This is a genomic window from Rhodanobacter sp. FW106-HT46G03 (genome assembly GCF_058789895.1).
In genome coordinates, this window is sequence record NZ_JBYTCC010000001.1 from 1,680,693 (window position 1) to 1,706,903 (window position 26,211).

General features: G+C 67.6%; 27 protein-coding genes. 11 read left to right on the plus strand and 16 right to left on the minus strand.

The window, feature by feature from the left end:
* The first annotated feature begins 180 nt into the window (after positions 1 to 180).
* Together AC3WP6_RS07090 and AC3WP6_RS07095 are read left to right on the plus strand one after the other, a co-directional pair.
* Complete coding sequence (locus AC3WP6_RS07090; RefSeq protein ID WP_492627077.1) at positions 181 to 2,427, plus strand: putative bifunctional diguanylate cyclase/phosphodiesterase; 2,247 nt, start codon at positions 181 to 183, stop codon at positions 2,425 to 2,427.
* A gap of 468 nt (positions 2,428 to 2,895) precedes the next feature.
* Complete coding sequence (locus AC3WP6_RS07095; RefSeq protein ID WP_492627078.1) at positions 2,896 to 4,002, plus strand: GGDEF domain-containing protein; 1,107 nt, start codon at positions 2,896 to 2,898, stop codon at positions 4,000 to 4,002.
* 252 nt (positions 4,003 to 4,254) lie between these two features.
* Here AC3WP6_RS07095 and AC3WP6_RS07100 read toward each other — a convergent pair whose 3' ends face one another.
* Entirely contained in the window at positions 4,255 to 6,063 is a 1,809-nt protein-coding gene (locus tag AC3WP6_RS07100; RefSeq protein WP_492627079.1) for an amidase, read from the minus strand.
* Positions 6,064 to 6,358: 295 nt separating this feature from the next.
* Positions 6,359 to 6,976, minus strand: a complete 618-nt coding sequence (locus AC3WP6_RS07105) for a DedA family protein (RefSeq protein WP_492627080.1) — start codon at positions 6,974 to 6,976, stop codon at positions 6,359 to 6,361.
* Positions 6,977 to 7,190: 214 nt separating this feature from the next.
* Between AC3WP6_RS07105 and AC3WP6_RS07110 the strand changes: the two genes are divergently transcribed.
* Positions 7,191 to 8,117 carry a rhodanese-like domain-containing protein gene (locus AC3WP6_RS07110; protein WP_492627081.1) on the plus strand — a complete coding sequence of 309 codons (927 nt, stop codon included), beginning with the start codon at positions 7,191 to 7,193 and terminating at the stop codon, positions 8,115 to 8,117.
* Positions 8,118 to 8,198: 81 nt separating this feature from the next.
* Here the strand turns inward: AC3WP6_RS07110 and AC3WP6_RS07115 are convergent, their stop codons facing one another.
* Positions 8,199 to 8,456, minus strand: a complete 258-nt coding sequence (locus tag AC3WP6_RS07115) for a carbohydrate porin (RefSeq protein ID WP_492627082.1) — start codon at positions 8,454 to 8,456, stop codon at positions 8,199 to 8,201.
* A 69-nt stretch (positions 8,457 to 8,525) separates the two neighbouring features.
* Here AC3WP6_RS07115 and AC3WP6_RS07120 point away from each other — a divergent pair, with 69 nt between their 5' ends.
* The 3 genes from AC3WP6_RS07120 (at position 8,526) to AC3WP6_RS07130 (ending at position 10,305) form a co-directional block, all read left to right on the plus strand.
* Positions 8,526 to 8,969 (plus strand): SRPBCC family protein, encoded by a 444-nt coding sequence (locus AC3WP6_RS07120; protein WP_492627083.1) that lies wholly within the window; start codon positions 8,526 to 8,528, stop codon positions 8,967 to 8,969.
* Between the two features lie 28 nt (positions 8,970 to 8,997).
* Positions 8,998 to 9,477: a VOC family protein gene (locus tag AC3WP6_RS07125; RefSeq protein WP_492627084.1), complete on the plus strand. Its 480-nt coding sequence runs from the start codon at positions 8,998 to 9,000 to the stop codon at positions 9,475 to 9,477.
* Positions 9,478 to 9,651: 174 nt separating this feature from the next.
* Positions 9,652 to 10,305 (plus strand): glutathione S-transferase family protein, encoded by a 654-nt coding sequence (locus AC3WP6_RS07130; protein WP_492627085.1) that lies wholly within the window; start codon positions 9,652 to 9,654, stop codon positions 10,303 to 10,305.
* 182 nt (positions 10,306 to 10,487) lie between these two features.
* Here the strand turns inward: AC3WP6_RS07130 and AC3WP6_RS07135 are convergent, their stop codons facing one another.
* From AC3WP6_RS07135 to AC3WP6_RS07180, 10 genes are all read right to left on the minus strand, one after another.
* The gene (locus AC3WP6_RS07135) at positions 10,488 to 11,699 is read right to left on the minus strand and encodes a DegT/DnrJ/EryC1/StrS family aminotransferase (protein WP_492627086.1); all 1,212 of its coding nucleotides are present in this window, start codon (positions 11,697 to 11,699) and stop codon (positions 10,488 to 10,490) included.
* Between the two features lie 12 nt (positions 11,700 to 11,711).
* Complete coding sequence (locus AC3WP6_RS07140; RefSeq protein ID WP_492627087.1) at positions 11,712 to 12,125, minus strand: DMT family transporter; 414 nt, start codon at positions 12,123 to 12,125, stop codon at positions 11,712 to 11,714.
* A complete protein-coding gene (locus AC3WP6_RS07145) occupies positions 12,122 to 12,496 on the minus strand; it encodes a DMT family transporter (RefSeq protein WP_492627088.1) in 375 nt (124 codons plus the stop codon). The genes AC3WP6_RS07140 and AC3WP6_RS07145 overlap by 4 nt, the downstream gene beginning before the upstream one ends.
* A 1-nt stretch (position 12,497) precedes the next feature.
* Positions 12,498 to 13,337 carry an alpha/beta hydrolase gene (locus AC3WP6_RS07150; RefSeq protein ID WP_492627089.1) on the minus strand — a complete coding sequence of 280 codons (840 nt, stop codon included), beginning with the start codon at positions 13,335 to 13,337 and terminating at the stop codon, positions 12,498 to 12,500.
* A gap of 155 nt (positions 13,338 to 13,492) precedes the next feature.
* Positions 13,493 to 14,407, minus strand: coding sequence for an efflux RND transporter periplasmic adaptor subunit (locus AC3WP6_RS07155; RefSeq protein WP_492627090.1), 915 nt, complete (start codon positions 14,405 to 14,407; stop codon positions 13,493 to 13,495).
* Entirely contained in the window at positions 14,404 to 15,135 is a 732-nt protein-coding gene (locus AC3WP6_RS07160; protein WP_492627091.1) for an ABC transporter ATP-binding protein, read from the minus strand. The genes AC3WP6_RS07155 and AC3WP6_RS07160 overlap by 4 nt, the downstream gene beginning before the upstream one ends.
* On the minus strand, positions 15,132 to 16,262 hold the full coding sequence (locus AC3WP6_RS07165; protein ID WP_492627092.1) for an ABC transporter permease: 1,131 nt from the start codon (positions 16,260 to 16,262) through the stop codon (positions 15,132 to 15,134). Before AC3WP6_RS07165 ends, AC3WP6_RS07160 begins: the two co-directional genes overlap by 4 nt.
* Entirely contained in the window at positions 16,262 to 17,740 is a 1,479-nt protein-coding gene (locus tag AC3WP6_RS07170; protein WP_492627093.1) for an efflux transporter outer membrane subunit, read from the minus strand. The genes AC3WP6_RS07165 and AC3WP6_RS07170 overlap by 1 nt, the downstream gene beginning before the upstream one ends.
* A gap of 72 nt (positions 17,741 to 17,812) precedes the next feature.
* Complete coding sequence (locus tag AC3WP6_RS07175) at positions 17,813 to 19,219, minus strand: sensor histidine kinase (RefSeq protein WP_492627094.1); 1,407 nt, start codon at positions 19,217 to 19,219, stop codon at positions 17,813 to 17,815.
* Complete coding sequence (locus AC3WP6_RS07180; RefSeq protein ID WP_492627095.1) at positions 19,216 to 19,899, minus strand: response regulator; 684 nt, start codon at positions 19,897 to 19,899, stop codon at positions 19,216 to 19,218. The genes AC3WP6_RS07175 and AC3WP6_RS07180 overlap by 4 nt, the downstream gene beginning before the upstream one ends.
* Before the next feature lie 160 nt (positions 19,900 to 20,059).
* Here AC3WP6_RS07180 and AC3WP6_RS07185 point away from each other — a divergent pair, with 160 nt between their 5' ends.
* A complete protein-coding gene (locus tag AC3WP6_RS07185; RefSeq protein ID WP_492627096.1) occupies positions 20,060 to 20,290 on the plus strand; it encodes a hypothetical protein in 231 nt (76 codons plus the stop codon).
* On the opposite strand, the gene AC3WP6_RS07190 is transcribed toward AC3WP6_RS07185, so the two are convergent.
* From AC3WP6_RS07190 to AC3WP6_RS07200, 3 genes are all read right to left on the minus strand, one after another.
* Positions 20,251 to 20,790, minus strand: coding sequence for a GNAT family N-acetyltransferase (locus AC3WP6_RS07190; RefSeq protein WP_492627097.1), 540 nt, complete (start codon positions 20,788 to 20,790; stop codon positions 20,251 to 20,253). The two genes, AC3WP6_RS07185 and AC3WP6_RS07190, sit on opposite strands and share 40 nt — an antisense overlap.
* The gene (locus AC3WP6_RS07195) at positions 20,790 to 21,266 is read right to left on the minus strand and encodes an SET domain-containing protein-lysine N-methyltransferase (protein ID WP_492627098.1); all 477 of its coding nucleotides are present in this window, start codon (positions 21,264 to 21,266) and stop codon (positions 20,790 to 20,792) included. The genes AC3WP6_RS07190 and AC3WP6_RS07195 overlap by 1 nt, the downstream gene beginning before the upstream one ends.
* Before the next feature lie 107 nt (positions 21,267 to 21,373).
* Positions 21,374 to 21,736 (minus strand): ComEA family DNA-binding protein, encoded by a 363-nt coding sequence (locus AC3WP6_RS07200; RefSeq protein WP_492627099.1) that lies wholly within the window; start codon positions 21,734 to 21,736, stop codon positions 21,374 to 21,376.
* A gap of 186 nt (positions 21,737 to 21,922) precedes the next feature.
* Here AC3WP6_RS07200 and AC3WP6_RS07205 point away from each other — a divergent pair, with 186 nt between their 5' ends.
* The 4 genes from AC3WP6_RS07205 to AC3WP6_RS07220 all read left to right on the plus strand — a co-directional run bounded on the left by AC3WP6_RS07205 (position 21,923) and on the right by AC3WP6_RS07220 (position 26,200).
* Positions 21,923 to 23,347: a M20 family metallopeptidase gene (locus AC3WP6_RS07205; protein WP_492627100.1), complete on the plus strand. Its 1,425-nt coding sequence runs from the start codon at positions 21,923 to 21,925 to the stop codon at positions 23,345 to 23,347.
* 224 nt (positions 23,348 to 23,571) lie between these two features.
* On the plus strand, positions 23,572 to 24,297 hold the full coding sequence (locus tag AC3WP6_RS07210) for a YggS family pyridoxal phosphate-dependent enzyme (RefSeq protein ID WP_492627101.1): 726 nt from the start codon (positions 23,572 to 23,574) through the stop codon (positions 24,295 to 24,297).
* Between the two features lie 212 nt (positions 24,298 to 24,509).
* Entirely contained in the window at positions 24,510 to 25,241 is a 732-nt protein-coding gene (locus AC3WP6_RS07215; protein ID WP_492627102.1) for a C40 family peptidase, read from the plus strand.
* Positions 25,242 to 25,555: 314 nt separating this feature from the next.
* Complete coding sequence (locus AC3WP6_RS07220; RefSeq protein ID WP_492627103.1) at positions 25,556 to 26,200, plus strand: rhomboid family intramembrane serine protease; 645 nt, start codon at positions 25,556 to 25,558, stop codon at positions 26,198 to 26,200.
* Positions 26,201 to 26,211: the final 11 nt, after the last annotated feature.

The window sequence follows — 26,211 nt, forward strand, 5'->3', positions numbered from 1 at the left end:
TTAAATTCAGATAATTCCCTACGTCTCGTTCGTGCTAATTCCCTCTGCCCTGCCGATTGACCGGTCGTCGTTTCCCACGACTGCAAGGGTTTCTGATACCTTCTACCTTATCTTTTGCGCCATGTGTTGCGTTCGCGTTCGGCGGGGTGTGGCCGCAGTCGTTGGGGCGAAGAAAAAAGCATGGCGCAGGTTGCTGGCGGCCGGTTGAATACCGGAGATACGGTCGTGAAATGCCCGTCTGCATTGCCCGGAGAAGTCGATCGGCTGAAGGCCCTGTCCGATTACGGATTGGGTGAGGATCGTCCGCTGCCCAGCCTGGATCCCGTGGTCCAGCTTGCCGTGCGTTCGTTGGGGATGCCGATGGCGGCGGTCAACATGATCGGCAGCGATCATGTGTTCTTCGCCGCCAGCTCCGGCATCGAGCCCGGCGGCGAAGGCGTGGATATGGGGCGGAGTGTGTCGTTCTGCGCACATACCATCACCCAGGACGGGGTGATGGTGGTACCCGACGCCACTCTCGACGAACGCTTCCACGACAACCCGCTGGTGACGGGGCCGACGGGGCTGCGCTTCTACGCGGGGATACCGTTGTTGTCACCGCAGGGGTATCCGCTGGGCGCGCTGTGCGTGCTCGATCAGCGGCCGCACCATGATTTCTCCGCCGCCGACTGCCAGTACCTGCGTGAGTTGGCGAAGATCGCGTCGGATCGTCTGGAACTGCGCCGTATCGAACTGTCGGCCAACACCATGCGGCCGTTCGACACGTTCGCCCGCAATTCACCGACCGCGGTGGCGTGGTTCGACGGGAGCGGCGGAATCGTCGCGTGGAACGATTCCGCGGCCGTGCTGTTCGGCTACGACCCGTCGGAGGGCGCCGGACTCCAGGTCGATGCGCTGCTGTCGGAGCCGGATCGGGCGGAGATCAAGGCGTTGATCGCACGCGCCGTGCGTGCCGGTTCGGTGGATGGCATGTCGATACCCGAGCGCATCCATGGCCTGCGCAAGGACGGCAGCGAGTTCTTGCTGGGCATCGTGCTGTTCTGCTGGAACGAAGACGGGCGGATGATGTTCAACGCGCACTTGCAGGACCGTACGGCGCGCCTGCTCAAGCAGGAGGAATTGCACCGCCTGGCCAGCACCGACGTGCTTACCGGCTTGCCCAACCGCATGGGCCTCTACCGACGCATGGAGTCGGCCTTGCTGGAGCCACGCGCATTGGCTGTGGTGATGCTGGATCTGAACGGCTTCAAGGACGTGAACGACACCTTGGGGCATGGCGCCGGCGATGGCCTGCTGTGCGAAGTCGCGCGCCGGTTGAAGCTGTGCATCGGTGCGGGAGACCTGGTGGCGAGAATGGGGGGCGACGAGTTTGCGATCCTGCTGGTCGGCGTTGCCGGCGAGCAGCGCGCGGTGGAGCTGGCGCAGCGGTTCGTGGACGCTATCGCAGAGCCCATCGTCGTGGATGGAAACGAGGTGCGGGTGTCGGCGAGTTGCGGCATCGCGATCACCGCGGAGAACGGGTTGGAGGCGCTGGAGCTGGTGGGTGACGCCGACCTGGCGCTGTACGAGGCGAAGAAGGAGCGGCGAGGGCAGGCCTGCATGTTCGTGCCCGCCTTGCGCGCGGAAGCCAATGCGCGGCGCCTGCTGGGCACCGAATTGTGCCGTGCCGTGGGGGCAGGCGAATTCGTGCTGTTCTACCAGCCGCAGATCCGGCTGGGCGATGGTGCATTGATGGGAGCCGAAGCCTTGATCCGCTGGCTCCATCCGCAGCGGGGCCTGTTGTCGCCGGCTGCCTTCCTGCCGGCGCTGGAAACCGGGTCGCTGGCGGCCGCGGTCGGCGCCTGGGTGCTGGACGAGGCCTGCGCGCAGGCGGCCTACTGGCGTGCGCATGGCGCCCCGGACTTCCGCATGGGGGTGAACCTGTTCGCGGCGCAACTGCGCCTCAACGATCTGGTCGCCGACGTCCAGGCCGTGCTGCAACGCCACAGCCTGCCGCCCTCGGCGCTCGAACTGGAGGTGACGGAAAACATCGTGCTGGACGACGACGACCTGATCCTCGATACGCTGGCGGGGCTGCGGGAGGCCGGCATCGGCATCGCCTTCGACGACTTCGGCACGGGCTACGCCTCGCTCAGCCTGTTGAGGAAATACCCGCTGACCCGGCTGAAGATCGACCGCTCGTTCGTCAAGCACGTGCACGACTCGAACCGGGATGCATCGGTGGTCCGGGCCATCGTGGACATGGCGCGCAGCTTCGAGCTGGAGGTCATCGCCGAGGGGGTCGAAAGCAACCGGCAACGCGATCGCCTCTGCGGGATGGGGTGCCAGGAAGGGCAAGGCTATCTGTTCAGCCAGCCGCTGCCGGCGCTGGTATTCAGTAACACGTTCGACATCGGCGGCGCCGGGGCATTGGCGGTCTGCGCCTAGGGCGCTGGTGGTCGCCGGCAGGTCGGCTTCGCCGGGAGCTTCAACGTGCACCGGCCAAGCGGCTGGGCGACTGACCGTGTTGCAGGACGGGGAACGCGCGCCCTCGCCGAGTCCGTGCCGGCGTTTCCAGGGTGGTACGTGACGTGCTCGATGCCCCCGCCGGACACGCACGTCATCCATCCAAGGATGTGCAACCTCATGGCGGACAGCAAGGGCGAGCCGATACCGGGCCCCGGCGGCGTCGGACCATGACGACCATCAAGGATTGCTACGCAGGCGCTTGAATCGTCGGGCCGCCGGTGGCGGCCATGCAGGGGACACGCCCGCTCGCTTCGGGCGGAGCGATCGAATCGCGGGTGGCCCGGGATGCATGCGAACGCGCGACCGGGCAGCCTGTGGGGGTTGCCGGGCGCTGTCGGGTACGGCGCTACACTGGCCGCCCAGCCTTGTGAGCGCCCGGCGATACCCATGCAAAAGCCCGACGACAGCTATGTCCGCATCGCCGTCTTGGTCATGTTGTGGTTGACGCTGTTCGCGTGCATCTACGCCACGCTGATCCACCGGCTCAGCCCGGTCCATCAGATGATGGACCTGATCGTGCCGCCCGTCGGGGGCGTCGTATATGGCGGTTTGATCATCGCCCTGATCCGGCTCCCATGGTGGCTGCAGGCCATCGTGCAGGTGGCGCTCGCCATTGCGGCATTGATGTTGATCGCACCGGCGTGGTTCTACACCCTGCACGCGGTGTCGACGCCCGGCGTACGGCTGATCGACGTGCTGCCGCCGGTGCCGTCGCTGTTCGTGATACTGCTGGTGATGGTGATGATCTTCATCCCCGGCCGCCGAGCCTTTGTGCTGGCGCTGCTTTGCTGGCTGCTGGTCGCACTGCCGGTGCTGGTCTACCTGGTACTTCATCCGCTCGAGATGTGGGCGCCGCGCGGGATGGACCTGCTGATGGCGTACGGGCCGGTCAGCATCATGGTGGTGGTGCTGATGCCGGTGCAGCGCGGGCTGGTCGGCACCATCAGGCGGATGACCTCCGAGCGTGCGCGGATGGAAGTCATGCTGCATCGCGACCCGGTCACCGGTATCCATAACCGCCGCCTGGGCGAGCGCGTGCTCAGGGCGGCACTTGGTGATGCCCGCCCTGCAGGCTTGATCATGCTGGACATGGATCATTTCAAGGCGATCAACGATACCTACGGCCACCCGGTCGGCGACCGGGTACTGCAGGCGGTCGCCGCGCGCTGCAAGGCGCTGCTGCGCGCGGACGAATGCATTTCGCGCTGGGGCGGCGAGGAGTTCATGGTGATCGTGCCGGATATCGATGCGGACGGTTTGCACCTGGTGGCGGAGCGCCTGCAGATGGCGGTCGCGCGGCTACCGGTGGCGCCGGTGCCCCAGGTCACGGCCTCGTTCGGCGCCACGATGATCGCCGGTGCGGACGACTTCGATAGCGCGCTGCGGCGGGTTGACGGCGCGCTGTATGCGGCCAAGGCGCAGGGAGGCAATCGCGCGGTGCTGGTGCCGGTGGACTTGCCTGCTGCCGGGTACGGTGGCGGGGTTGCTGCCTGACGGTCGTGCAAGTGTCGGGTTCCACGTGATTCCCTTCCGCTTCGGGCCTGATGTCTTGGCGTGGCCCGTGATGCGACCTTCTCCGGGGCGCACTTTCTGTGGGGTGGCATGCCCCGTGACAGGAGGCAGGGTCGGGTTCGTTTCCTGATCCACACAGGACGCACAAGGTCGGCGACGCTGTGGAGCGCTGCGGGGCCGATCATATGGAAGCGTCCAGGGCTACCCTCCGGATCCCTCTGTCAGTCGCGCGAATCAGAACCCCGTCGGTCGCTCCCCAGCCACGGCTACCCTTGCCTCCAGCGCCCGCCCGACGCGACCCAACGTGCCTTCCGCAAACAGCCGGCCGATCAGGGTGACGCCATAGGGCACGCGGTGCGGCTTGCTCAGCTTTGGCAGCGGGTGTTTCGGGTCGGGCGCCCAGTCGCTGCGCACCTGACTCACTTCCACGAAGCCGGTGCGCAGGGTGAGCGAGGGCTGGCCGGTCATGTTGGAGATCACCATCATCTCGTCGCGCAGCGAGGGCACCAGCAGCAGGTCCACTTCGCCCATCACGCGTTCCATCTCCATTGCCACCTTGCGGCGCAGGCGGTCGGCCTGCACGAAGTCCACGGCGGAGAGGAAGCGCGCTTCGCGGAACAGGTTGGGCCAGGCATCCGGGGTCTGCATGCGCATCTGGTCGGCGGCGCCGGAGAGCGTGAGCTCCTCGAAGGCCGCCGCGGCCTCGGCGAACAGCAGCAGGTTGAGGTCGTCGTACGGCCAGTCGGGCAGGGACATTGCGGTCGGCACCAGGCCGAGCGCGCGCAGCTGGGTTAGCGCGGCGCGGTCCAGGTCGGTGGCCGGCGCTTCCTGCATCCAGCCGGGGAAGTAGCCGACCTTGAGGCCCTCGATGGACTCGGCCGCGTCGTAGTCCAGGTGCGTGGCCACGCTGGCGCTGTCGCCGGGGTCGGTGCCGCGAATGGCGTCGAGCACCAGCAGGGTGTCCTCCACCGAGCGGGCGATCGGGCCGAGCTTGTCCATGGTCCAGCACAGGGTCATGGCGCCGGTGCGCGGTACGCGGCCGTAGGTGGGGCGCAGGCCGGTGGTGCCGCAGCGCATGCACGGGCTGATGATGCTGCCCTGAGTTTCGCTGCCGATGGCGAACGCCACCAGGCCGGCTGCCGTGGCCGCGGCCGGGCCGGCGCTGGAGCCGGAGGCGCCTTCCTTGAGCAGCCACGGGTTCATGGTCTGGCCGCCGAACCAGACGTCGTTGAGCGCCAGCGCGCCCAGGCTGAGCTTGGCCACCAGCACCGCGCCGGCCGCGTTGAGCTGGCGGGTGACCGCGGCGTCGTCCTTCGGTACGCGGTGGCGGAACGGCTCGGCGCCCCAGGTGGTGGCGATGCCGGCGGTGTCGAGCAGGTCCTTCGCGCCCCATGGGATGCCGTGCAACGGGCCGCGATAGTGGCCGGCGGCGATCTCCTTGTCGGCCTGCGCGGCCTGCGCCAGCGCGTGCTCTTCGCACAGGGTGATGACGCAGCGCAGTTGCGGGTCGAAGCGCTTCAGGCGCTCGAGGTAGATCCTGGTCAGGCGGGTAGAAGTGAGCTTGCGCGCGCGGATCCACGCACCTAGCTGCGCGACGGAGGCGAAGGCGATGTCCTCGTCCTTCGCCGGCAGCGGCGCGGCCGCCACCTTGGATGGCACGAAGCGATCCTGCGCGGGACCGAGATGCGCGCGGCCCATCGCCGGGGACCAGGTGGTGGCCGGGGCCAGCCCTTCTTCCAGCGTCACCTTGCGCGGGCCGGTGCGGCGCTCCAGCAGCGCAGCCATGGAGGTGGGCCAGTTGGCCACCGCCATGTCGCGCTGCGCCTCGCTCATGCTCACCTGCGCCAGCTTCTCCGCCTCGACGAAAGTGGCCGTGCTGAGCTTCGGCCCCACCGGCGGCGCGGTGTTGAACGCCCCCGGCGAACCGGGCGGCGGCGTGCCGGGTGCGGGATTCTGCCCGGTCTGCGCCAGCGTGCTGCCAGCCACCACGGCACCCAGCAGGCCCAGCGGCACCTGGGTGAGGAATTCGCGACGAGTCTTCATGATTCCCCCTGATGCGCCCCGCAGCGGGGGCGCGTTGTTGTGGCATCCGGCGCGGATGCGGCCCGTAGAGGCGTCGGAACCTCTTGTTTGCCGCCAGAAACGGCCCTGGCCCGCCTTGATCCTGATTTTCGGCGGGCGCCGTTGTTTACATCAAGGCCGAGGGGTCTGCTGGACGAGTACCCGAACCTTACCGCCTGCGTCGGCCACAGCGAAGCACGACCGGCCCATCGACGCGCCTTTGCCGCCCAGTTGGCGGTGTACACCGACCAGCCACCGGCCGGGCGCTGAGTGCCCTTCAGCCCCGCAGGTTGCGCACGTGCCGCCACACGTAGGTGCCGGCCAGCAGCAGGATGGCGATGCCGATGGCGGTGTCGAAGCGGTGGAACCAGGTGCCGAGGGTGTCCCAGTGCTGGCCGAGGCGGGCGCCGATCCAGGCGAGCAACCAGCAGTACGGCAGCGAACCGAGGAAGGTGTAGAGCGTGAAGCGCCACAGCGGCATGCGCGACACGCCGGCGGGGAAGGCGATGAACGTGCGCACCACCGGCAGCAGGCGGCCAATGAAGATGGTGAGCTCGCCGTGCTGGGCAAACCAGCGGTCGGCAAGATCCAGATCGTGTTTGGAGAGCAGCAGGTACTTGCCGTAGCGTTCCACCAGCGGCCGACCGCCCCACGCACCCACCGCGTAGGCCATCCATGAGCCGAGCACGCAGCCGAAGGCGCCGGCCACGCTGACCCACCACAGGCTCAGCTCGCCCTTGAACGCGAGGAAGCCGGCAAACGGCATGATCACTTCGGACGGCAGCGGGATGCAGGCGCTTTCGATCGCCATCATCAGGATCACGCCCCAGTAGTGCAGGTGCGAGATCACGGCGATCACGAAGCCCGCGATCGCCTCCATGAGTTGTCCCAGCACGGCACTGTTCCCGATGAAATGCCCGCCATTATCGCACCGGCATCGCGGCGGCCTCGATGGTGGCCCAATTGCCGCTGTCCCCCTTTGTCCCGAACGCAGCGCCGCACCGACCACGCGGCAAGGCAGCGGCGATATGTTCGGCGCACGTTGGTCTGGCGCGGATGCCAGTGGCATTCTCGGCATCGGTGATCGCCGACTGCCCCAGAGGTATTGCATGGATTTCCTGCTGCACCTTGTCGCCGTGTACGGCCTGCTGCTTGTCTTTGCGACGACCTTGGTCGACCAGGGCGGATTGCCGTTGCCGGCGTATCCGGTGATCGTGGCCACGGCGGCGTTCGCGCAAGCCGGGGGCGGGCCGTTGTGGCCGATTGTCGTGGTGGCCACGCTGGCGGCGTTGATCGCCGACGTAAGCTGGTTTGTGGGCGGAAAGCGCTGGGGTGTGCGGCTGCTGCGGCTGATGTGCAAGGTGTCGCTGTCGCCGGATTCGTGCGTGCTGATGACGCGCGGCATCTTCACCCGCTGGGGTGCCCCATCGCTGATGGTTGCCAAGTTCGTGCCCGGCTTTGCGGCCGTGGCGACCCTTCTCGCCGGCGAGGCGCGCATCCGGTGGCGCACGTTTTTGCTGTTCGACGGTATCGGGGCGCTGTTGTGGTCTGGCGTCGGGGTGCTGATTGGTGCGCTGTTCCACAGCGCCGTGCGTGAGGCGCTCGACACGCTGGCAGCGCTTGGCCGCTATGGCGTGGCGGTCATCGTGCTGGCCGCGGCGGTGTTCGTCGGCTGGAAATGGTTGAAGCGCCACCTTTTCCTGCGCGAGCTGCGCCTTGCGCGCATTTCTCCGCAGGACCTGCAGGCGTTGATCGACTCCGATGCGCCGCCGGTCGTGCTGGACGTGCGGCTGCTCGCGCGACGCGCCGAAACCGGCTGGATTCCCGGTTCCATCCACGTCAACACCATGGAAGAGGCCGCCAGCCGCGCCAGCGGCGAGGTGGTGGTGTATTGCGATTGCCCGAATGAGGCTTCCGCCGCGGCGTTGGCCGCGGATCTGCGCAAGCACGGGTTTCATCGCGTGCGCCCGCTCGCTGGCGGGTTCGAGGGCTGGCGCGATTCGGGTCACGTGATTGTCGGTGCGACCCGCAGGTGAGGAGCTGGTCCTGCGACACCCACGACGGTTTCCGTCCGGCAAGGCGTTGCGGGCAGGCGTAGAAGTGAACCTGGCCCCGTTTCAGAACTTCACGTGCGTGCGCAATCCTGCAAACGCTGCCGGTCCGCGCGCCCGGTCGTAGCCGGGGTGGCGAATCCACTGCAGGTCGGGGCTCAGCGTGAGGTGGCGCCTGGCTGTAGTACACGATTTCCTCGTGCGCACAACCCAGTGCGCCATCGCCCCGCACAAAGCCCGGGCCGCCCGGTTCCAGGTATTGACGGTGCGGCTGCGACAGCACGTTGAGCGCCTCGCGCACGATCGGGAAAATCGGCGCACCATGCGTTTCGATGTGCGGCTCGTCCGTCCGTCGCCATCGTGGCCCCCTCGTCAATCACCTGGAGATCCACCATGTCCGGCACCATTCGCTTGTTGCGTGTGTTCACCGCTCCGCCCGAGCGCGTCTATAGCGCCTTCCTCGATCCCGCCGCGCTGGCCAAATGGCTGCCGCCGGATGGCTTCACCTGCACCGTGCACGAACTGGACGCACGCGTCGGCGGCCGCTACCGCATGAGCTTTGCCCACTTCGGCAGCGGCAACGGCCACAGCTTCGGCGGCACCTACCTGGAGCTGGTGCCGAACCAGCGCATCGTCCACGACGACCGCTTCGACGACCCCAACCTGCCTGGCACCATGGTCACCACCATCGCCCTGCGCGAGGTGAGCTGCGGTACCGAGGTGCAGATCGAGCAGGCCGGCATCCCCGACCCGATCCCCACCGAGCAGTGTTACCTCGGCTGGCAGGAATCGCTGACCCTGTTGGAACGGCTGGTGGAACCGACGATTCCGGGCTGAGCCGCTGCCCCACACCAGGAGAATCCTGATGCTGAGCAAGAACACGATCTGCCTCTGGTACGACGGCACCGCCCTCGACGCCGCGACTTTCTACGCCAGCACCTTTTCGGACAGCGCCGTGGGCAAGGTGTATCGCGCACCAGGCGATTACCCGGCCGGCAAGCAGGGTGACGTGCTGACGGTGGAGTTCACGGTCATGGGCATTCCGTGCCTGGGCCTGAACGGTGGCCCCGGCGTGCCGCACACCGACGCGTTCTCGTTCCAGGTGGCCACCGACGACCAGGCCGAAACCGATCGCCTGTGGAACGCGATCATCGACCATGGCGGCCAGGCCAGCGCCTGCGGCTGGTGCAAGGACCAGTGGGGCCTGTCGTGGCAGATCACCCCGCGCGTCCTGGTCGAGGCCATCGGCGATCCCGATCCGGCCGCGGCCAAGCGTGCGTTCGAGGCCATGATGACGATGACCAAGATCGACATCGCGGCGATCGAGGCGGCACGGCGGGGGTGACGATTCCCGTCCGTCCGCGCCGGGCCGTGCTCATGCAGCGGGTGCAGTCGAAGCATCGTCATGCATGGGTGGCCTCGCCAACACATCCTTCGGCCTGCGCTCGGAGTGAACGGAGCCCCGTACCGCGCGCACCCTCCGCGGTGTCGATACCGCACCACCATCCGGAGTCTTCCGATGCCACCCGTCATCACCGCCTTTGCAAGCTCGCCCGATCACGGCCAGGGGCTCGCACGCGACATGCGCGTGCGCTGGGCGCTCGAGGAGGCGGGCCAGCCCTATGACGTCCGCCTGGTTTCGTTCAAGGCGATGAAGGAGCCCGCGCACCGGGCGCTACATCCGTTCGGTCAGATCCCCACTTACGAGGAGGGCGGCCTCGTCCTGTTCGAGTCGGGCGCCATCGTGTTGCACATCGCGCAGCGGCATGCGGGCCTGCTACCGGTCGAGGCGAGCGCCCGGGCACGCGCGATCGCCTGGATGTTCGCCGCACTCAACACGGTGGAGCCGCCCATCCTCGAACTGCAGACCGCCAAGTTCGCAGAAGGCGACAAGCCCTGGACCTCGGAGCGCCTGCCGCTCATCAAGGAACGCATCCGCCACCGGCTGGACGAGCTTGCCGTCCGCCTTGGCGATGCCGACTGGCTCGATGGCGCGTTCAGCGCGGGCGACCTCATGATGGTGCACACGCTGCAGCGGCTGAGACCCTCGGGTCTGCTGGACGAGTACCCGAACCTTGCCGCCTATGTCGGCCGTGGGGAAGCGCGGCCGGCCTGGCGGCGCGCCTTTGCCGCCCAGTTGGCGGTGTTCACCGGCCAGCCGTCTGGCGGCTGATGAGCGCGCGGCTCCGGTAGTAGGTGCTGAGGGTGTTCCAGTGCTGGTCGAAGCGCAGGCCACTCACGAACCGAGCACGCCACCGGCGGTGGCCACGTTGACCGGTTGGAATGGAACCGGGTTCACTTTCCGACCATGCCCGCGTTCGCGGGCAGCGATCGAAGAAGTGGACCCGACCCCGTTCAAACGCCAGCTTTTTCGAGCACCTGCATGATGGCTTTCATGTCGGCGTCGGCGAGCCACGGGCTGTTGCCGATGGTGAGGCTGCGGGCGGCGAAATCGCGGGCATTGGGGGTGTCGGCTTGCGGCACGATACCGGCGAGGTAGGGGTAGTCGGGCAGGGCGTGGATGAACAGGCGACTGACGCCGAGGCCGGCCGTCCATAGCTCGTCGAGCGCGCGGTTACGGGCTTGCGGGCCGGGCAGCAGCAGAGTGAAGAACGGCCAAGTGCCGGTGTCGCCCTCGGCGTCTTCGAGCACGCTGACGCCGGGGATGGCACGCAGCAGCGGCAGGTAACGGTGGGCGCGTGCGGTGCAATCGGTGAGGAAGGCGGGCAAGCGCGAGGCTGCATGGCCGCCGACGGATTGGCGCCAGTGGCCGAGCGTGTGCAGCGGCAGCGGCAGGGCGAAATCGTCGCCCACGGCGCGCACCGGATCGCCGGCGCGCAGGGCGCGGCGCAGGGGGTTGCCGTAGGCGAGGCGCAGACCGTGCGGGCGGTACAGCGCGGTGTAGCCGACGAGTTCCAGGCCGCGGCGCAGCTCCCAGCCGGCGTTGAACGGCGCCAGCTGCGCGGCGGTCCGCGCCAGGCGTTGGCGCAGATCTTCGCTGCGGGTGACGAGCAGGCCGCCTTCGTAGGTGGTGAGGCCTTTGCCCACGGCGAGGCTGAAGAAGCCCAGATCGCCGGCGCAGCCGACGCTTTCGCCGCGGCGACGGGCGCCGAGCGCTTGCGCTGCGTCCTCGATCACGACGGCACCGACGTTGTTGGCGGCGGCCAGCGCGTCGTCGACGTCGGCGATGCGGCCGCCGAGGTGGGTGGGCACGATCGCCAGCGTGCGTTCGTCGCACGCGGCGCGCAGCGCGTGCGGGTCCAGATCGAAATGGCCGCGGCGCACGTCGCAGGGCACCGGTTCCAGTCCGGCCTGATGGATGGCCAGCGGTACCAGCGGGCAGGTGTAGGCGGGGATCACCACGCGGCGGCGCAGCGGCTGGCGCTGGTGCAGCGTGGCCAGCGCAATCATCAGCGCGGCGCTGCCGGAACAAGTGACCACGGGCAGCGGCACATCGAGCTGATCGGCGATGGCTGGCGCCAGCGTGGTGCGACCGGGCAACAGGTCGCGCCAGTGCGCCGGCAGGCCGGCGGTGGGCGGCAACTCGTGGCGGCGACGCGGCAGCATGTGCGATGCGCCTCAGGCCGGGTCGGCGTCGGCTGCAGGTTCGGCCGGCGCTTCGCGGCTTTCGGCAAAGCCGAGGCAGACGATGCCGGCAATGATGAGCGCGGCGCCGATCAGCCGCACCGGCGTCAGGTGTTCGTTGAACAGCCACACGCTGAGCAGCATCACCGACACCACTTCAAGGTGGCTGGCAGCAAATGCCGGGCCGATCGGCGCGTATTTCAGCAGGCTCATCCAGGTGAAGAACGAGCCGATGTAGCCGATGATGGCGCCGTAGATCCACGGTGCGCCAAACACGCGCAGCAGCCAGGCAATGTCCGCGCTGACCGGCAGCGCATGGTCGCCGGCGTACTTGAAGCTGATCTGCGCGAGCGTGTCGAAGCTCATCAGCAGCGCAAACCCGATGAGGTAGAACCAGCCGTGTTTCATTCGGCAAACCCCACGACGGCGACGCCGAGCGTGACCAGCGCGATGCCGATGACGCGCAGACGGGTGAGTTTCTCCGCAAACAGGAACCGCCCGGCAATCATGATGGCGACGATGTTGATCGAACCCAGCAGCACACCTTCGGACAGCGGGATCAGCGACAGGAACGCGATCCACACCAGAAACTCGAAGATGTAACAGCCGATGCCCAGCCACAACCACGGGCGGCTGGCCATGTATTTCCAGCGGGCGACGCCGTCGCCGGCGCGGTCATCGCCGGCCGCCGCCTTGAAGGCGAGCTGGCCGGTGGTGTCGAACATGACGTTCAGTACCCACAGCAGGATGACGAGCGGGGAGATGCCACCGGTGGGCATGTCAGGCCGCCACGCGCTGGCGGGTGGTGTCGGCGGCCGCCACGCGGTCGAAGAAGGCGGCCGAGCGCTCGATCAGCGTGCGCCGATCCTGGTCGATGGTGATCATGTGGTAGCTGCGGTCGAGCAGCAGCAGCTCGGCCGGCGCGCTGACTTCGCGCATCACCAGCTCGGCGTTGTGCAGGCTGGCGACGTCGTCCTCGCTGGCGTGCGCGACCAGGCACGGTGAGGTGACCTGCGGCAGTTGCCGCCGCACGGTGGCGGCGAGCGAATACAGCTCCGCCAGCGAATACCACGGGTTGCCGGGCAGGCCGGCGGCCGCGCTGTCGCCGCCCAGCATGGCGCTGCTGACCTGCGCGCGCAGGCGCTCGTCGCGGATGCCGTAGGGCGGCTGCTCCATGAAACTGCGATGCCGGCCGATACCGATCGCCTTGAGCAGCGGCAGCATGAACGACAAGCGCGCAAGCCGCGGGATGCTCCAGCCGTCATAGCGGAAGGTGGCGCCGTAGACGCCCACGCCGGCCACGTACTGCGGATGGTCGGCGGCCAGCTTGAGTGCCAGCAGCGCACCCATCGACAAACCACCGACAAACAGGTGATCCACCTTGCCGCGCAGGGTTTCGGCGGCCTTTTCCACGCTGGCGTACCAGTCGTGCCAGCCGGTGGCGAGCAGGTCGTCGACGTTGCCGCAATGGCCGGCAAGCTGCATGCCGTGCACGGTGAACCCGGCATGGTTCAAACCCTTGCCGAGCAATTTCATTTCCATCGGCGTGCCGGTCAGACCGTGGATCAGCAGCACGCCGCTGGCGCCGCCTTCAAAGAAGAACTCGGTTGGCTGGATCACGAGATTTGCTGCAAGACCATTGCTGCCGGCGTACCGGCCACTGCGGCAAGCCTCGCAGCAAGCGGTTTCGTCACCCTTTCGCGTGGGGCGGGATTGGGGATTGGGGATACGGGATTCGGCGGGATGCCGGACTGTTCCTATTCTCGATTCCCGACTTATCGCGCCTGCAGGAAACGCACGATCACGCGTTGGCCGATGCGCAGTTGTGGTTGCGCCTGGTCGAAGGCGAGCACGCATTCGACGGTGCGGGCGTTGGCGCGGATCTGCGGGTCGTTTTCCAGCGTGGCGGGGCCGTAGACCTGACCGATGCGCAGCACATGCGCGTTCCAATGGCCGTTTTCGGCGTCGTCGTTGGCGACGACCTGGGCGGCCATGCCGGGTTTGATCGCGCCGACGAAGCTCTCGTTGAGCTCGGCGCGCACGATGCGCGGCTTGTCGGGCAGCAGCGTGAACACGGTGCCGGAGGACGGCGACACGCTGGCGCCGGGCTGTGCGGTGACGCTGACTACCGTGGCATTGACCGGAGCGCGCAGGGTGCGTTGCGCCAGCTCGTATTTGGCGCTGGCGAGTTTTTGCTCGGCGAGGTCGACAGCGGCCTGCGCGGCATCGCGCTCGGCCCTAGCCTGGGCGCTGGCATCACGTGCGTCGTCAGCGCTTTGCCCGTCGCCGGCACCTGCCGCGGCGGCGGCGGTGAGGCGCTCGGCGCGCTGCCTGGCGCCGGCCTGTTTGGCATCGGCAAGTTGCACCTGCGCCTTGGCCTGCTCCACGTCGGCTTGCGCCGCCTGCACGGCAAGTTCGGCCGGATGGGTGTCCAACACGGCCAGCACCTGACCGCGTTTCACCCGGTCGCCTTCGTGTGCGTCGACGCTGGCGAGCGTGCCTTCACGCGGCATCGTCAGGGCGAGCAGCCCGCCTTCGATCGCGATGCGGCCGCGCGCGACGGCGGCATAGGGCGTGGCGTCCGTGGCAGTGGCTGCCGGCGGTGCGGAGCGGGAGCAGGCGAGCAGCGCGCCGCCCGCGGCCAGTACCAGCAAGGCGCGGAACAACGCACGGGGTGAAGTGCGCATCATGATGAGGTTTTCTCCGTGGCGGCATCGCGCCGGCGGTCGCTGAGGATGCGGCCATCTTCCATGGTCAGGACACGGTCGGCGTGGGCGACGAGGCGGGGGTCGTGGCTGACGCACAGTACCGCGGTGCCGTGGTTGTGCGCGATGCGATGCAAGAGGTCGATGATGGTCTGGCCGTTGGCGGCGTCCAACGCGCTGGTCGGCTCGTCGGCAAACAGCAATTGCGGCTGTTTGGCCAGCGCCCGGGCAATCGCCACGCGCTGTTTCTCGCCGCCGGAAAGCTCGGCCGGGCGCAGGCGCATGCGGTGACCGAGGCCGACTTCCTCGAGCGATTGCACGGCGCGCTTGCGCGCGTCGTGGGTGGACAACCCGAGGTGGGTGAGCGGCAGTTCGACTTGTTCGGCTGCGGTGAGCGCAGGGAACAGATTGAAACCCTGGAACACGAACCCGGTGTGCAGCAGGCGAAAGCGCTCAAGCTCGCTGAGGCTCAACTGGCCAAGCTCGCTGTCCAGTGCGCTGACGTGGCCGGCATCCACTTTTTGCAGGCCGCTCAGGATCGCCAGCAGCGTGCTCTTGCCGCAGCCGGAAGGTCCGGAAATCAGCGTGAGTTCGCCAGCATCAATCGTCAATGACAGGCGGTCGAGCACCTGCGTGCGCAGGCGCCCGCTGTCGAATGCCTTGCACACGTCCGTGGCGCGAATCACGGTGGCGTTGGCGGGTTGCGCGCTCATCGCAGCAGGGTCGCCGGGTCGATGCGGCGCAGGCTGCGCATGGCGGCCATGCCGGAGACCGCCGCCTGGCCCAGCACCAGCACGATGCACGCGCCGGCGGAAGCCGGGCCGAGCACGACGGGTACGTCCTGGCTGCGCGCGAAAACAAGCAATAACGCACCCAGCACCACGGCGCCAACCAGTCCCAGCGCCCCCACCCAGAACGCCTGTTCCAGCACCACTTTGCGCAGCGCACTGACACCGACCCCCAGCGCGTTGAGCGTCGCATACTCGCGCGCCGATCCGTTCACCGCGCCGACCAGGGTTTGGCTGGTGATGACCGCGCCGACCAGGAACACGATGCCGGCAAGGAACAGCACGCCGGCACCGGCACCGGTGTCGAACAACCAGTAGCGCACCGAGCGCCGGGCGAAATCGGCCGAACTCCACGCCGTGTACGGGCCAAACGCCGGATCGCCCTGCAGGCGCTGCGCCACTGCCTCCGCTGCCGCCGGGTTACGCAGCTCGGCGACGAGGTAAGTCGGGCCAATGTCGGCGTCGTCGGCATCGAGCCGGCGCGCGGTGTCCAGCGAAGTGATGACGTTGATGCCGCCGAGCCCGCGCAGGCCGTGGCTGACACCGACCACGCGCACGCGATGGCCGTTGATGGTGGCGGTCTTGCCCAGCTGCACGCCCAGCTTGTCGAGGTCGGCGCGATCGACGATCACCGCGTCGGGTTCGGCCAGCCGCGTGCGCAGTGCCGGCGACAGCACCTTGGCGAACAGCAGCCCGTTCGCCGCCGGGTCGATGCCCGAGACGAACACCGATACGCCGCCGGTTTCGCCGGCGCCGCGCCAGTCGCCGTCCACCCACAGGTACGACTCGACGCGCGCGACCGCGGGATCCATCAGCACGCGCGCCTCGACATTGGCGTCGATCGAGCGGCCGGAGCCGACGCTTTGGGTGCCTGGGTAGCCGATCCATACCTCGCCGTCGGAGCCGGTGATGTAGATGCTGGTGGCGCCGAAGATGCCGAGCACCAGTGCCAGCTGCAAGAGCTGCAACAGGCCGGCAAAGCCGACCGCGATGATCGCTGGCAGGAACCGCCGCCATTCGTAGACAAGCGTCTTGCGCGCGAGGGCGACCATCAGCGTGCGGCCTCGTGGGCGGCGGTGTCCTGGTCGTGATCTGGCGTTGGCCGCGGCGCGCCACCCAGCGCCTTGTACAGGGCCACATAGGCGATGCCGCGGCTGGCGCGGGTGTCGATCAGTTCGAGCCGGGCCTGGGCCGTGGCGAGTTGCCGTTCGGCGAGGGTGAGCGGCGAATCCAGTTGCAGCTTGACGCGGGTGGCGGTGGCGGCGTCGGCATGCTCCAGCGCGCGCAGCGCCGTTGCCTGATGCTGTTCGCGTTGTTCCTGCTGCGCCAGCGCGTTGAGCGAGGTTTCGACCTCGGCCACGCCTTCGAGCACTGCCTGTCGGTAGGCGAGCACGGCGGCGCGCAGCTCATGCGATTTGGCGTGATCGGCGGCGGCACGCATGCCCCAGTCGAACAGCGGGATGTCGATGGCCGGCCCGATGGTAGCCAGACCGTTGGATACCGTGCGCTTGCGGTTGTTGTTGAGGTCGGTGGCCCAGACCATCGAGGCGTTCAAGCCGAGCTGCGGAAAGCGGTTGGCCCGGGCAATGCCCAGCTCGCCGGCGGCTGCCAGCACGTTGGCTTCGGCCTTGGCGATTTCCGGGCGCGTGCGCAGCAGCTCGGCCGGTGCGCCGTCGATCTGCCAGGCACCAAGCTCGGGCTGGGCGCCGGGCGCAAGCCAAGCCGGGTCCGGGTGGTTCTGGCCAAGCAGCACGGCCAGCCGTTGTGCCGCGGCCACGGCGGCATGGCGCGGCGCCGCGAGCGCGGCGGCGGCTTCGGCGCTTGCGGCGGTTGCGGTGTCCACGTCGGTGGCCGCGGCCAGCTTGAGGTGTGCCCGCACGGTCACGAGATCGAGCTGGCGGGCGCGCAGGTCGGCGATGTGCTGCAGCAGCTGCTCCTGCTGCTGCGCGGTGCGCAGTTCGATCCAGTTGCGCACGACCTCGGCCACCAGCGTGACGCGGGCGCCGGCGAGGTCGGCGGCGCTGGCATCGAGTTGCCCTTGCGCCTCGCGTTGGCTGGCGGTGGCACGGCCGAACAGGCCGAACTCCCAGGTCGAATCGAAACCGGCAACGAGATACGACGCCGAGGCATCCGGGTCGACCACCTGGTCGGTGCTGGCTTTTAGGCCTGGCCAGTAACGCACGCGGGCCGGGCGCAGCATGGCGCGCGCGGCGCGCAGGTGTTCAATCGCCTGCGCCACGTCCAGGTTGTGTACGAGGGCACGATCAACCAATGCATTCAATGCCGGTTCGTGGAACGCATGCCACCAATCATGCAGGTCGGTGGGAGCCGGCGCCTGGCTGGCGCGCGCTTGCTGCCACTGTGCCGGAATCGGCGGCTTGAGCTCCGGCATTTTCACGCTGCAGCCGGCCAGTACGATGGCCGCTGCCAGCGCAGCGCAGCGCCACGAACGCGCAGACGTGCGACGGCGAAGACGCGGAGGGGGAAGTGCAGCGCGTGCGGCGCCGGGGAGGGAAAACAATGCGGTCACGACGTGAGCAGGGGAAAAAGGATGCGCGGCGACCGTGCCGACTGCTTAGCATACAAGTGCCGGCACATGCTGTCAGGCAGCCGATGCGAGGTCGTCGTGCACCGGCGGGAAGCGCACCGTGACGCGCAGGCCGTGTTCCTCGGCCAGCTCGTAGACGACTTCGGCGTGGTGCCGTTCGACGATGCGTTGCACGATGGCCAGGCCCAGGCCGCTGCCTTCGGCGTGGGTCTCCGGAGCGCGGAAAAACCGCTCGCTCAGGCGCGGCAGGAGTTCGGGCGGCACGCCCGGGCCGTTGTCTTCGACCGTGAGGCACGCGCCGTCGTCGGCGCCGCGCTGCAGGCTGACGGTGACGATGCTGCCACGACCGGCATAACGGATGGCGTTGTCGATCAGGTTGTCGAGCAGGTCAAGCACGCTGGCAGCATGCCCGCGAATGCTTAGCGTGTGCTCAGTGCACTGGTAGCCAAGGTCCACTCCGGCTTCGAGCGCTTCGTGCACGCGCTGGCCGACGGCATCGGGAATCAACTGCGCCAGGTCGATCACGGCAGGCGCCTGGGTGTCGTTCGATGGCGCTTGTGCGCGGGTAAGCGACAGCAATTGCGCCGTAGTGCGCGCGGTGCGCCGGGTCAGGTCGCGGATGTGCGCGAGCGCGTCGTGCACGCTGGCCGGGTCGGATGCCGCCAGCGCGCGCTCGACATGCAGACTGAGCCCGGCCAGCGGCGTGCGCAACTGATGCGCGGCGTCGGCAATGAACCGGTCGTGCAAGGCGAGCATGCTGCGCAGGCGGGAGAACAGGGCGTCGATGGTGCGCGTGAGTGGCAGGATTTCCTGCGGTACATCCGGGGCGCCGATCGGGCTCAGCTCATGGTTGCGGCGGGCGAGGCGTTCGGTGAGCGGGTCCAGCACGCGCAGGCCGTGATTCACGCCAAACCACACCAGCAGCAGCACGGAGATGACCAGCGGCGCTTCGGTGGCGATCGCCAGCAGCAAGATGTTGCGTGCCTGCATGTGGCGATCGTGCAGGGTTTCGGCCACGGTGATGACCAGCTCGTCGCCCGGCCGGTTCGGTGCGCGGGTGGTGAGGGTGACGGCGCGCAGGGCGTGTTTGCCGACGTGGGTGTCGAACAATGTTGGCGGGCTGCCGATAGAGGATGGGGGGCTGGCCGCCGGGAGCCGATCATTGCCGGCGAGCAGCCCGCGCTGGCGACTGACCACGCTGAAGAAGCCCTCGCCGCTCGGGTCGTACTGCAAGAGAAATCGCGCTTGTGGGCTGAGTTCACCGCCAAGCTGCTCGTTGCCCATCATCTTGGCCAGCGTCAGCGCATCGCCGGCAAGGTCGCGGTCGTGCACATGGTTGGCGTAGCCGAGCGCCACGGCGTAGGTCAGCGTCATGTCCAGCAGCAACAGCACGGCGACCGGGATCAGCAGGAAACCGAGCAGACGGCGGCGCAGGCTGGGGCGACGCAGGGGGCGCTTCATGGTGTGGCTTCGCCGCTGGATTCCTCCAGCAGATAGCCCAACCCGCGGATGGTGCGTACGCCGGTGCCGCTGCCTTCGAGCTTGCGGCGCAGGCGGTGGATGGCGATGTCGAGGCCGTTGTCGGTCAGCTCCTCGTCCCAGTTGCACAAGGCTTCCACCAGCTGTGCGCGGCTGGTGACGCGGTCGGCGCGGCGGGCGAGGGCTTCAAGCAGGCCAAACTCGCGGGCGGTAAGTTCGAGTGCGGTGGTACCGACCCAGGCGCGGTGGCCGGGCAGGTCCAGCCGCAATTGGCCGAGCTTCAGTTCGGGCATGCCGTGGGTGCTCGAGCGCCGTAGCAGGGCGCGCACGCGGGCTTCGAACTCGGCCAGCGCAAACGGCTTCACCAGATAATCGTCGGCGCCCAGGTCGAGCACGCGGATGCGTTCGGCCAGCCCGTCACGCGCCGTCACCACCAGCACCGGCAACCCGGCGCCACGGCTGCGCAGGCGGCGCAGCACTTCGCTGCCATCGAGCTGCGGCAGGCCAAGGTCGAGCACCAGGAGGTCGTACTCGTGGTCGCGCAGCGCGGCGTCGGCGAGTCGGCCATCGGTGGCGTGGTCCACGGCGTGGTTGTGTTGGCGCAGCGAGGCGCAGATGCCATCGGCAATCGCGGCGTCGTCTTCGGCAAGCAGGATGCGCATGCGTCGGGTTTCCTCCTGATTTGCGGCAACGCAGACGCACAGCTTGCCATGCCGGGCGCATACGCATGCTTAGCGGATGCAAAGGCTTGCAGCGTGACCTGGCTGATGACGGCCCACGCGCCGCGGGCGCACATTTTGCCAGTCATGGGAGGGGGATGGGATGAGTTTGTCGACGAGGCGCTGGGCACGCTTCGATTTCGTCAAGCCCGGCAAGGTGGTATCGGCGCAGCTCGATCCGGAGCGGAAGCTTTATCTCGATGCCGCCAAGCCCGATGCAGGCCTGACCGCCAAGCCCGAGGCGGCGGGATTCATCCCGACGGGCTGCCGGGAAAACCATCGGCAGCCGGCGACTCAGCACGCCACGTCGGTACTTTCCCGATGCGGCGGGTAATACGCAAACACGCGTGCCCGGTCGCCGTAGAAGTCGATGTCTTCGATCGCCTCCCCGCCGAGCCGTTGCGCGACATGCTCGGCGGCCACGTTGCCCGGGCGGATCAGACTGATGACGCGCGTGGCATGCAGCGTCGTCCACGCAAAATCGAGCACGGCGGCGCCGGCTTCGGTGGCGTAGCCGTGATGGCGGTGATTGGCGCCCAGCATCCAGCCCAGTTCGAGATCGGGCCAGCCCTCCGGGTTCATCAGGCCGGCGCGGCCCACAAAGGCACCGTCGTCCTTGCGCTCCAGCGCCCACATGCCGCAGCCGCGCAGTTGCCAGTGGCCAAGCAGCATGGCGAGCGAGCGCCACGCGTTGGTACGGTCGAGCGGTTGGCCATCGCCGATGTAACGCGTGCTGTCGGCGTCGGCAAGCATGGCGGCGTAGTCGTCGAAATGGCGTTCGGCCAGCGCGGTCAGCCGCAGCCGTGCGGTTTCTATCTCCGGTATTTCCAGCATCAGCGACGACGATCGACAGCCAGCAGCGCAGCCAGTGCGCGCGTGCTGTCGACAAGACTCTCCTGCCATGACCAGCCGACAATACTCTCACCGGTCAGGGCATCGACGAAATCCTCGGCCTGGCCGGGCGGCAGCAGGTGCCGGTAGTCGACGGTGATTTCGGCGCCGGCGGCCAGCGATTGCAGCGCAAACACGAAACCCAGATGCCACAGGCCGTTGGGTGTGAAGCTGTGGTTGATGAAGCATTCGTCCGGCCAGTCGGGCGACAGCGTGTAGCGATCCTCGAACCAGCGCGCGCTGGCATAGAACTGCTCGTGCAATGTCGGCGAGGCCTCGATGTCGGCCAGCCGGTAGGTATGGTCGATCTGGTCCGGTGCCGTGATGATGCTGCCGGCGGCGACCGGTTCGTCCAGGAACAGACCCTTGCCGGCGCCCGGGATGGTGGAGGCGGCAACGTGGTAACGCGGCAGGATCATGGCTGGCCAGCGAGCGGGAAAGGCGCGCGAGTGTAACGCAGGCCGCGCCGTGGCCAGCACGGCGCAGCCATATCGCCCACGGCTTCATGCGGTGTTTTGCGCCGCGATCACGGGTGCTTTGGCGCCGGTTTTGCCGGTTTCGTCGGCTTGGTCGATTGGGCTGACTTGGCCGGCTTGGCTGCGGCGGGCGCAGTGCCAGCGCGGTCGGCCAGCAGGATCGCGCTGCGGTTGCGCTCCAGCGTGGCCTCGCCAATACCTTTGACTTGGCGCAGGTCGTCCACCGACTTGAAGGGGCCGTTGGCGGTACGCCACGCGACGATGGCGTCGGCCTTGGCCGGGCCAATGCCGTCGAGCGATTGTGCGAGGGTGGCGGCGTCGGCGCGGTTGACGTTGACCGGGGTGGCGGCCAGCAGCAGGCCGGGGGCGGCAAGGCCGAGCAGCAGGGCGATGGCAGCAAGTTTGCGATGCATGGTGTGAGCTCCAAAGTGGCAGGCGGCGAGGTGCCGCGGCGCGACTTTGCGATGTTCGCGTCGGGCGCACAGCGGGTGTCGCGGCAGCCGCGGTGTGCGCCGACAACGCGTCACGTTGTCGTCCGACGCCGGGAGGCTGTCGGGCCACTGGTACACTGGCGGTCTCGCATATTTAGGGAGCTGCTCATGGATACCGCCCGTCTTTCCCGCTGCATCAGCGGCCTGTGGGATGAGGAAGTCGTGCCCAAGCTGGTCGAGTACATCCGCATCCCGAACAAGTCGCCGATGTTCGACAAAGACTGGAAAGCCCATGGCCACATGGATGCCGCGCTCAAGCTGATGGCCGACTGGGCGCGCGGCAAGCTGGCCGCACTGCCGGGCGCGACGCTCGAAGTGCTCGAGGTGGACGGCCGCACGCCGCTCATCTTCATCGAGGTGCCGGGGCAGGGCGACGACACCGTCATGCTTTATGGCCACATGGACAAGCAGCCGGAGATGACCGGCTGGTCCGAAGGCCTCGGCCCGTGGACGCCGGTGCTCAAGGGCGATCGCCTATATGGTCGCGGCGGCGCCGACGACGGCTACGCCATCTTCGGTTCGCTCTCCGCATTGCTGGCGCTGCAGGAACAGGGCGTGCCGCACGCGCGCTGCGTGATCCTGATCGAGGCCTGCGAGGAGTCGGGTAGCTACGACCTGCCGTTCTACGTGGACCACCTCGCCAGCCGCATCGGCAGCCCATCGCTGGTGGTGTGCCTGGATTCGGGCTGCGGCAACTACGACCAGCTCTGGCTCACCACTTCGCTGCGCGGCATGACCGGCGGCAATCTTACGGTGCAGGTGCTGGACGAAGGCGTGCACTCCGGCGACGCCTCCGGCGTGGTGCCGTCGAGTTTCCGCATCCTGCGCGAGATCCTCTCCCGGCTGGAAGACTCCGCCACCGGCGCCATCAAGCCGAAGGAGTTGTACGTCGAAGTGCCGGCGCAGCGTGCCGAGCAGGCCAAACACGCCGCGCAGGTGCTGGGCAACGACATCTACGACAAGTTTCCGTGGAAGGGCGGCATGCAGCCGGTCACCAAGGATCTCTCCGAGCTGGTCTTGAACCGCACATGGCGCCCGCAACTGGCGGTGACCGGCATCGGCGGCATCCCCGCGCTGGACAGTGCCGGCAACGTCATGCGCCCGTTCACCGCAGTCAAGCTGAGCCTGCGCGTGCCGCCGACGCTGGATGCGAAACAGGCCGGCCGGTTCGTCAAGGGCTTGTTGGAAAAGGACCCGCCGTACGGCGCTACCGTCACCTTCGATCTGGAAAAGGACGGCAGCGGCTGGAACGCGCCGGCGCTGTCGCCGTGGCTGGACAAGGCGGTGGACGATGCCTCGAAGAGCCAGTTCGGCGCACCCGCCACGTACATGGGCGAGGGCGGCTCGATCCCCTTCATGGGCATGTTGGGCGAGAAATTCCCCAAGGCGCAGTTCCTCATCACCGGCGTGCTCGGCCCGCACTCCAACGCGCACGGCCCGAACGAGTTCCTGCACATCCCTACCGGCAAGAAGGTGTCTGGCGTGGTGGCCGAGGTGATTGCCAAGCATTACGCGCAGGGCGCCAAGGGCTGACACTGGCTGATCCCCCGATCCGGGAAAGAGGGGCGCCTTTTTTTCTTCTTGGGGGATGGCCACTTTCCCCCTCTCCCCCACTGGGGAGAGGGCCGTGGTGAGGGGCCGGGCTCGCGGAGTTGCCGGCAGGTGCCGTCCAGCTTCGCTGTTGCCCTGTCCAACCCCACCTCTCATCTCGACCTTCCGAAAGGAAGGGCGGGCGAACAACGGGGGTATCGATACCCATGGATCAATCCCATCTCGCCGCCAATTGGGCGGACATCCAGCGCCGCGTCGCCGATGCTTGCCGCGCCGCCGGGCGCGATCCGGCCGAGGTCAACGTGTTGCCGGTGTCCAAGACCTTCGGCGTCGACGTGGTGCGCGAAGCGATGGCGCTTGGCCTCACCCGTTTCGGCGAGAACAAAGTGCAGGAAATCCGCGACAAGGCGCGCGCGCTGGCCAACGCGCATCTGGATTGGGTGATGATCGGCCACCTGCAGACCAACAAGGCCAAGGAAGTGGCGCGCTATGCCAGCGAGGTGCAGTCGCTGGACCGACCCGAGCTGGCTGCTGCGCTGGATCACCGGCTGCAAATGGAAGGCCGCGCCATCGACGTGCTGGTGCAGGTCAAGACCTCCACCGAGGACACCAAGTACGGTCTGCCGCCGGCCGAGCTGCCGGGCTTTCTGGACAGCCTGGCCGGCTATGGGACGTTGCGCGTGCGCGGGTTGATGACGCTGGCGATCCACACCAAGGTGCCGGAGGAAATCCGTGCCTGTTTCCGCCAGCTGCGGGAGTTGCGCGATGCCGCCATTGGCCGCGGCCACCATATTCCGCGCCTGTCCATGGGCATGAGCGGCGACTTTCCGATCGCCATCGCCGAAGGCGCCACCGAGGTACGCATCGGCACCGCGATCTTCGGCAAGCGGCCGTATCCGGATTCGTATTACTGGCCCGAGGCACCGCGTTAAGCGTCGGCTTCACTTCCTGAAAACACACAAGTTATTGATTTTTCATGTGTGTACTCGAATGTGACGGGCTTCGCATACCTCCGAAACGGCGGGGTACAGTTAACCTGGATCGAACAAACGCGGGCGCATGTGTTGCTAAGGTCGAACCTTCGCCGTGTCGTTTCCCTGTGAAACGACAGCTACCGAACCCACGCCGGAGGGGAGACTGCCTGATGCAGATTCAGCAATTGACCAAGGTTGCCGCGCTCGTTTCGATGTTGCTCTTGGGCACCACTGCCTTTGCCGAAACGCGTACCGTGGCCAACCCTGCGCCGATTGCTGCCGATGGCTCGGCGGCGCTCTCGCTCAACCAGCTGCCCATCCTCAATGCATCGGCAGTGGCCGTCGCCAGCCAATTGCCCGGTATCGCCGGGGCCATTCCGGCGTTTTCCGCCGGGCATAGTGTGGCGGCGCCGACCGCGGCCAACGTGGCCAAGGCCGATCACGTCCTTGCCAAAACCGACGGCCCGCTTGCGGCCAGCAGCCCGGCGGAAACCCTGACCGACCTGCGCAAGTCGCTGATTGCCGCGGCCATGGGCCTGCGCGATGTGCGTTATGTGCGCGGCGGGCGCAGCCCCACGACCGGCTTCGATTGCAGCGGTTTCGTCCGCTATGTGTTCTCGCACGCGATCGGCGTGCAGTTGCCGGCCAATTCCGCCTCGCAGTTCCTCGCGGGCCTCAAGGTCAAGCGGGCGGACATGAAGCCGGGGGATCTGGTGTTCTTCAGCACCGGACGCCGGCATCACATCACGCATGTCGGCATCTATGTGTCGGGCGACCGTTTCATCCACGCGCCGGCTTCCGGCAAGGCGGTGCAGATCTCCAGCCTCGACGAAGCGTACTGGGCCAAGCGCTTTGTGGGCGCCAAGCGTCCGGAAGGCATGCTGGCGCACGTCGGCGGCTGAACAGGGAGCGTGGGCGGTAGAAGCCGTCCGGGCTGCAAAGCCCTCTGCGCGGCTCCGTTTCCCGCCGCTGCTTGACCCATGGAACCACTATGGGCCGGCGCAGCGTCGGAAAACGATCCTCGCGCAGAGAACTTTTCGCCTCGAACGTTTCTACCGCCCACGCTCCCAGCAGTTCATGGTGAAGGGAAAGCCGCCTGCGGGCGGTTTTTCTTTGGCGCGCGTTGCGGCCGTGACCGTTTGCACATGGCATGCCCGCACCGCACTGGCTACCCTTGTACTTTGCCCACGTTGCGCGGGCGTTGCGAACCTCTTTCATGCCGACGCGCATCCCCCCGGTTACCCGCTATCTCTTGATTGCCAACGTGCTGGTGTTTGCGTTGCAGCTGGCGCTGCATGACGCCACCACGGCGGCACTGACGCGGTATTTCGCGCTGTGGCCGCTTGGGGCTTCGCCCTATGTGGATGTGGCCGGTTTCGAGCCGTGGCAGCTCGTCACCTACGCGTTCATGCACGGCGGCTTCGAGCACATCGCGTTCAACATGTTCGGTCTGTGGATGTTCGGCGGGGTGATCGAACTCACCTTCGGCGCGCGCAACTACACCATCTACTACTTTGTGTGCGCGGCGGCGGCGGCGGTGGCGCAGCTCATCGTGGTCAAGTACTTCACCCACGGGTTCTACCCGACGATTGGTGCTTCGGGTGCGTTGTTTGGGCTGCTGCTGGCGTTCGGCATGCTTTATCCGCGCGAAAAGATGTTCCTGATCTTTTTCCCGATCCCGGTGCCGGCGTGGCTCTTCGTGATCGGCTATGCCGCGGTGGAGCTGGTGCTGGGGGTCACTGGCACCCAGGCTGGGGTGGCGCACTTCGCCCATCTGGGCGGCATGGTCGGCGGCTACGCGCTGATCCAGTACTGGCGCGGCAAGCTGCCGTGGAAGCCTTCGCAGCGGCTGATGCGCTGACGTTTTTTCTC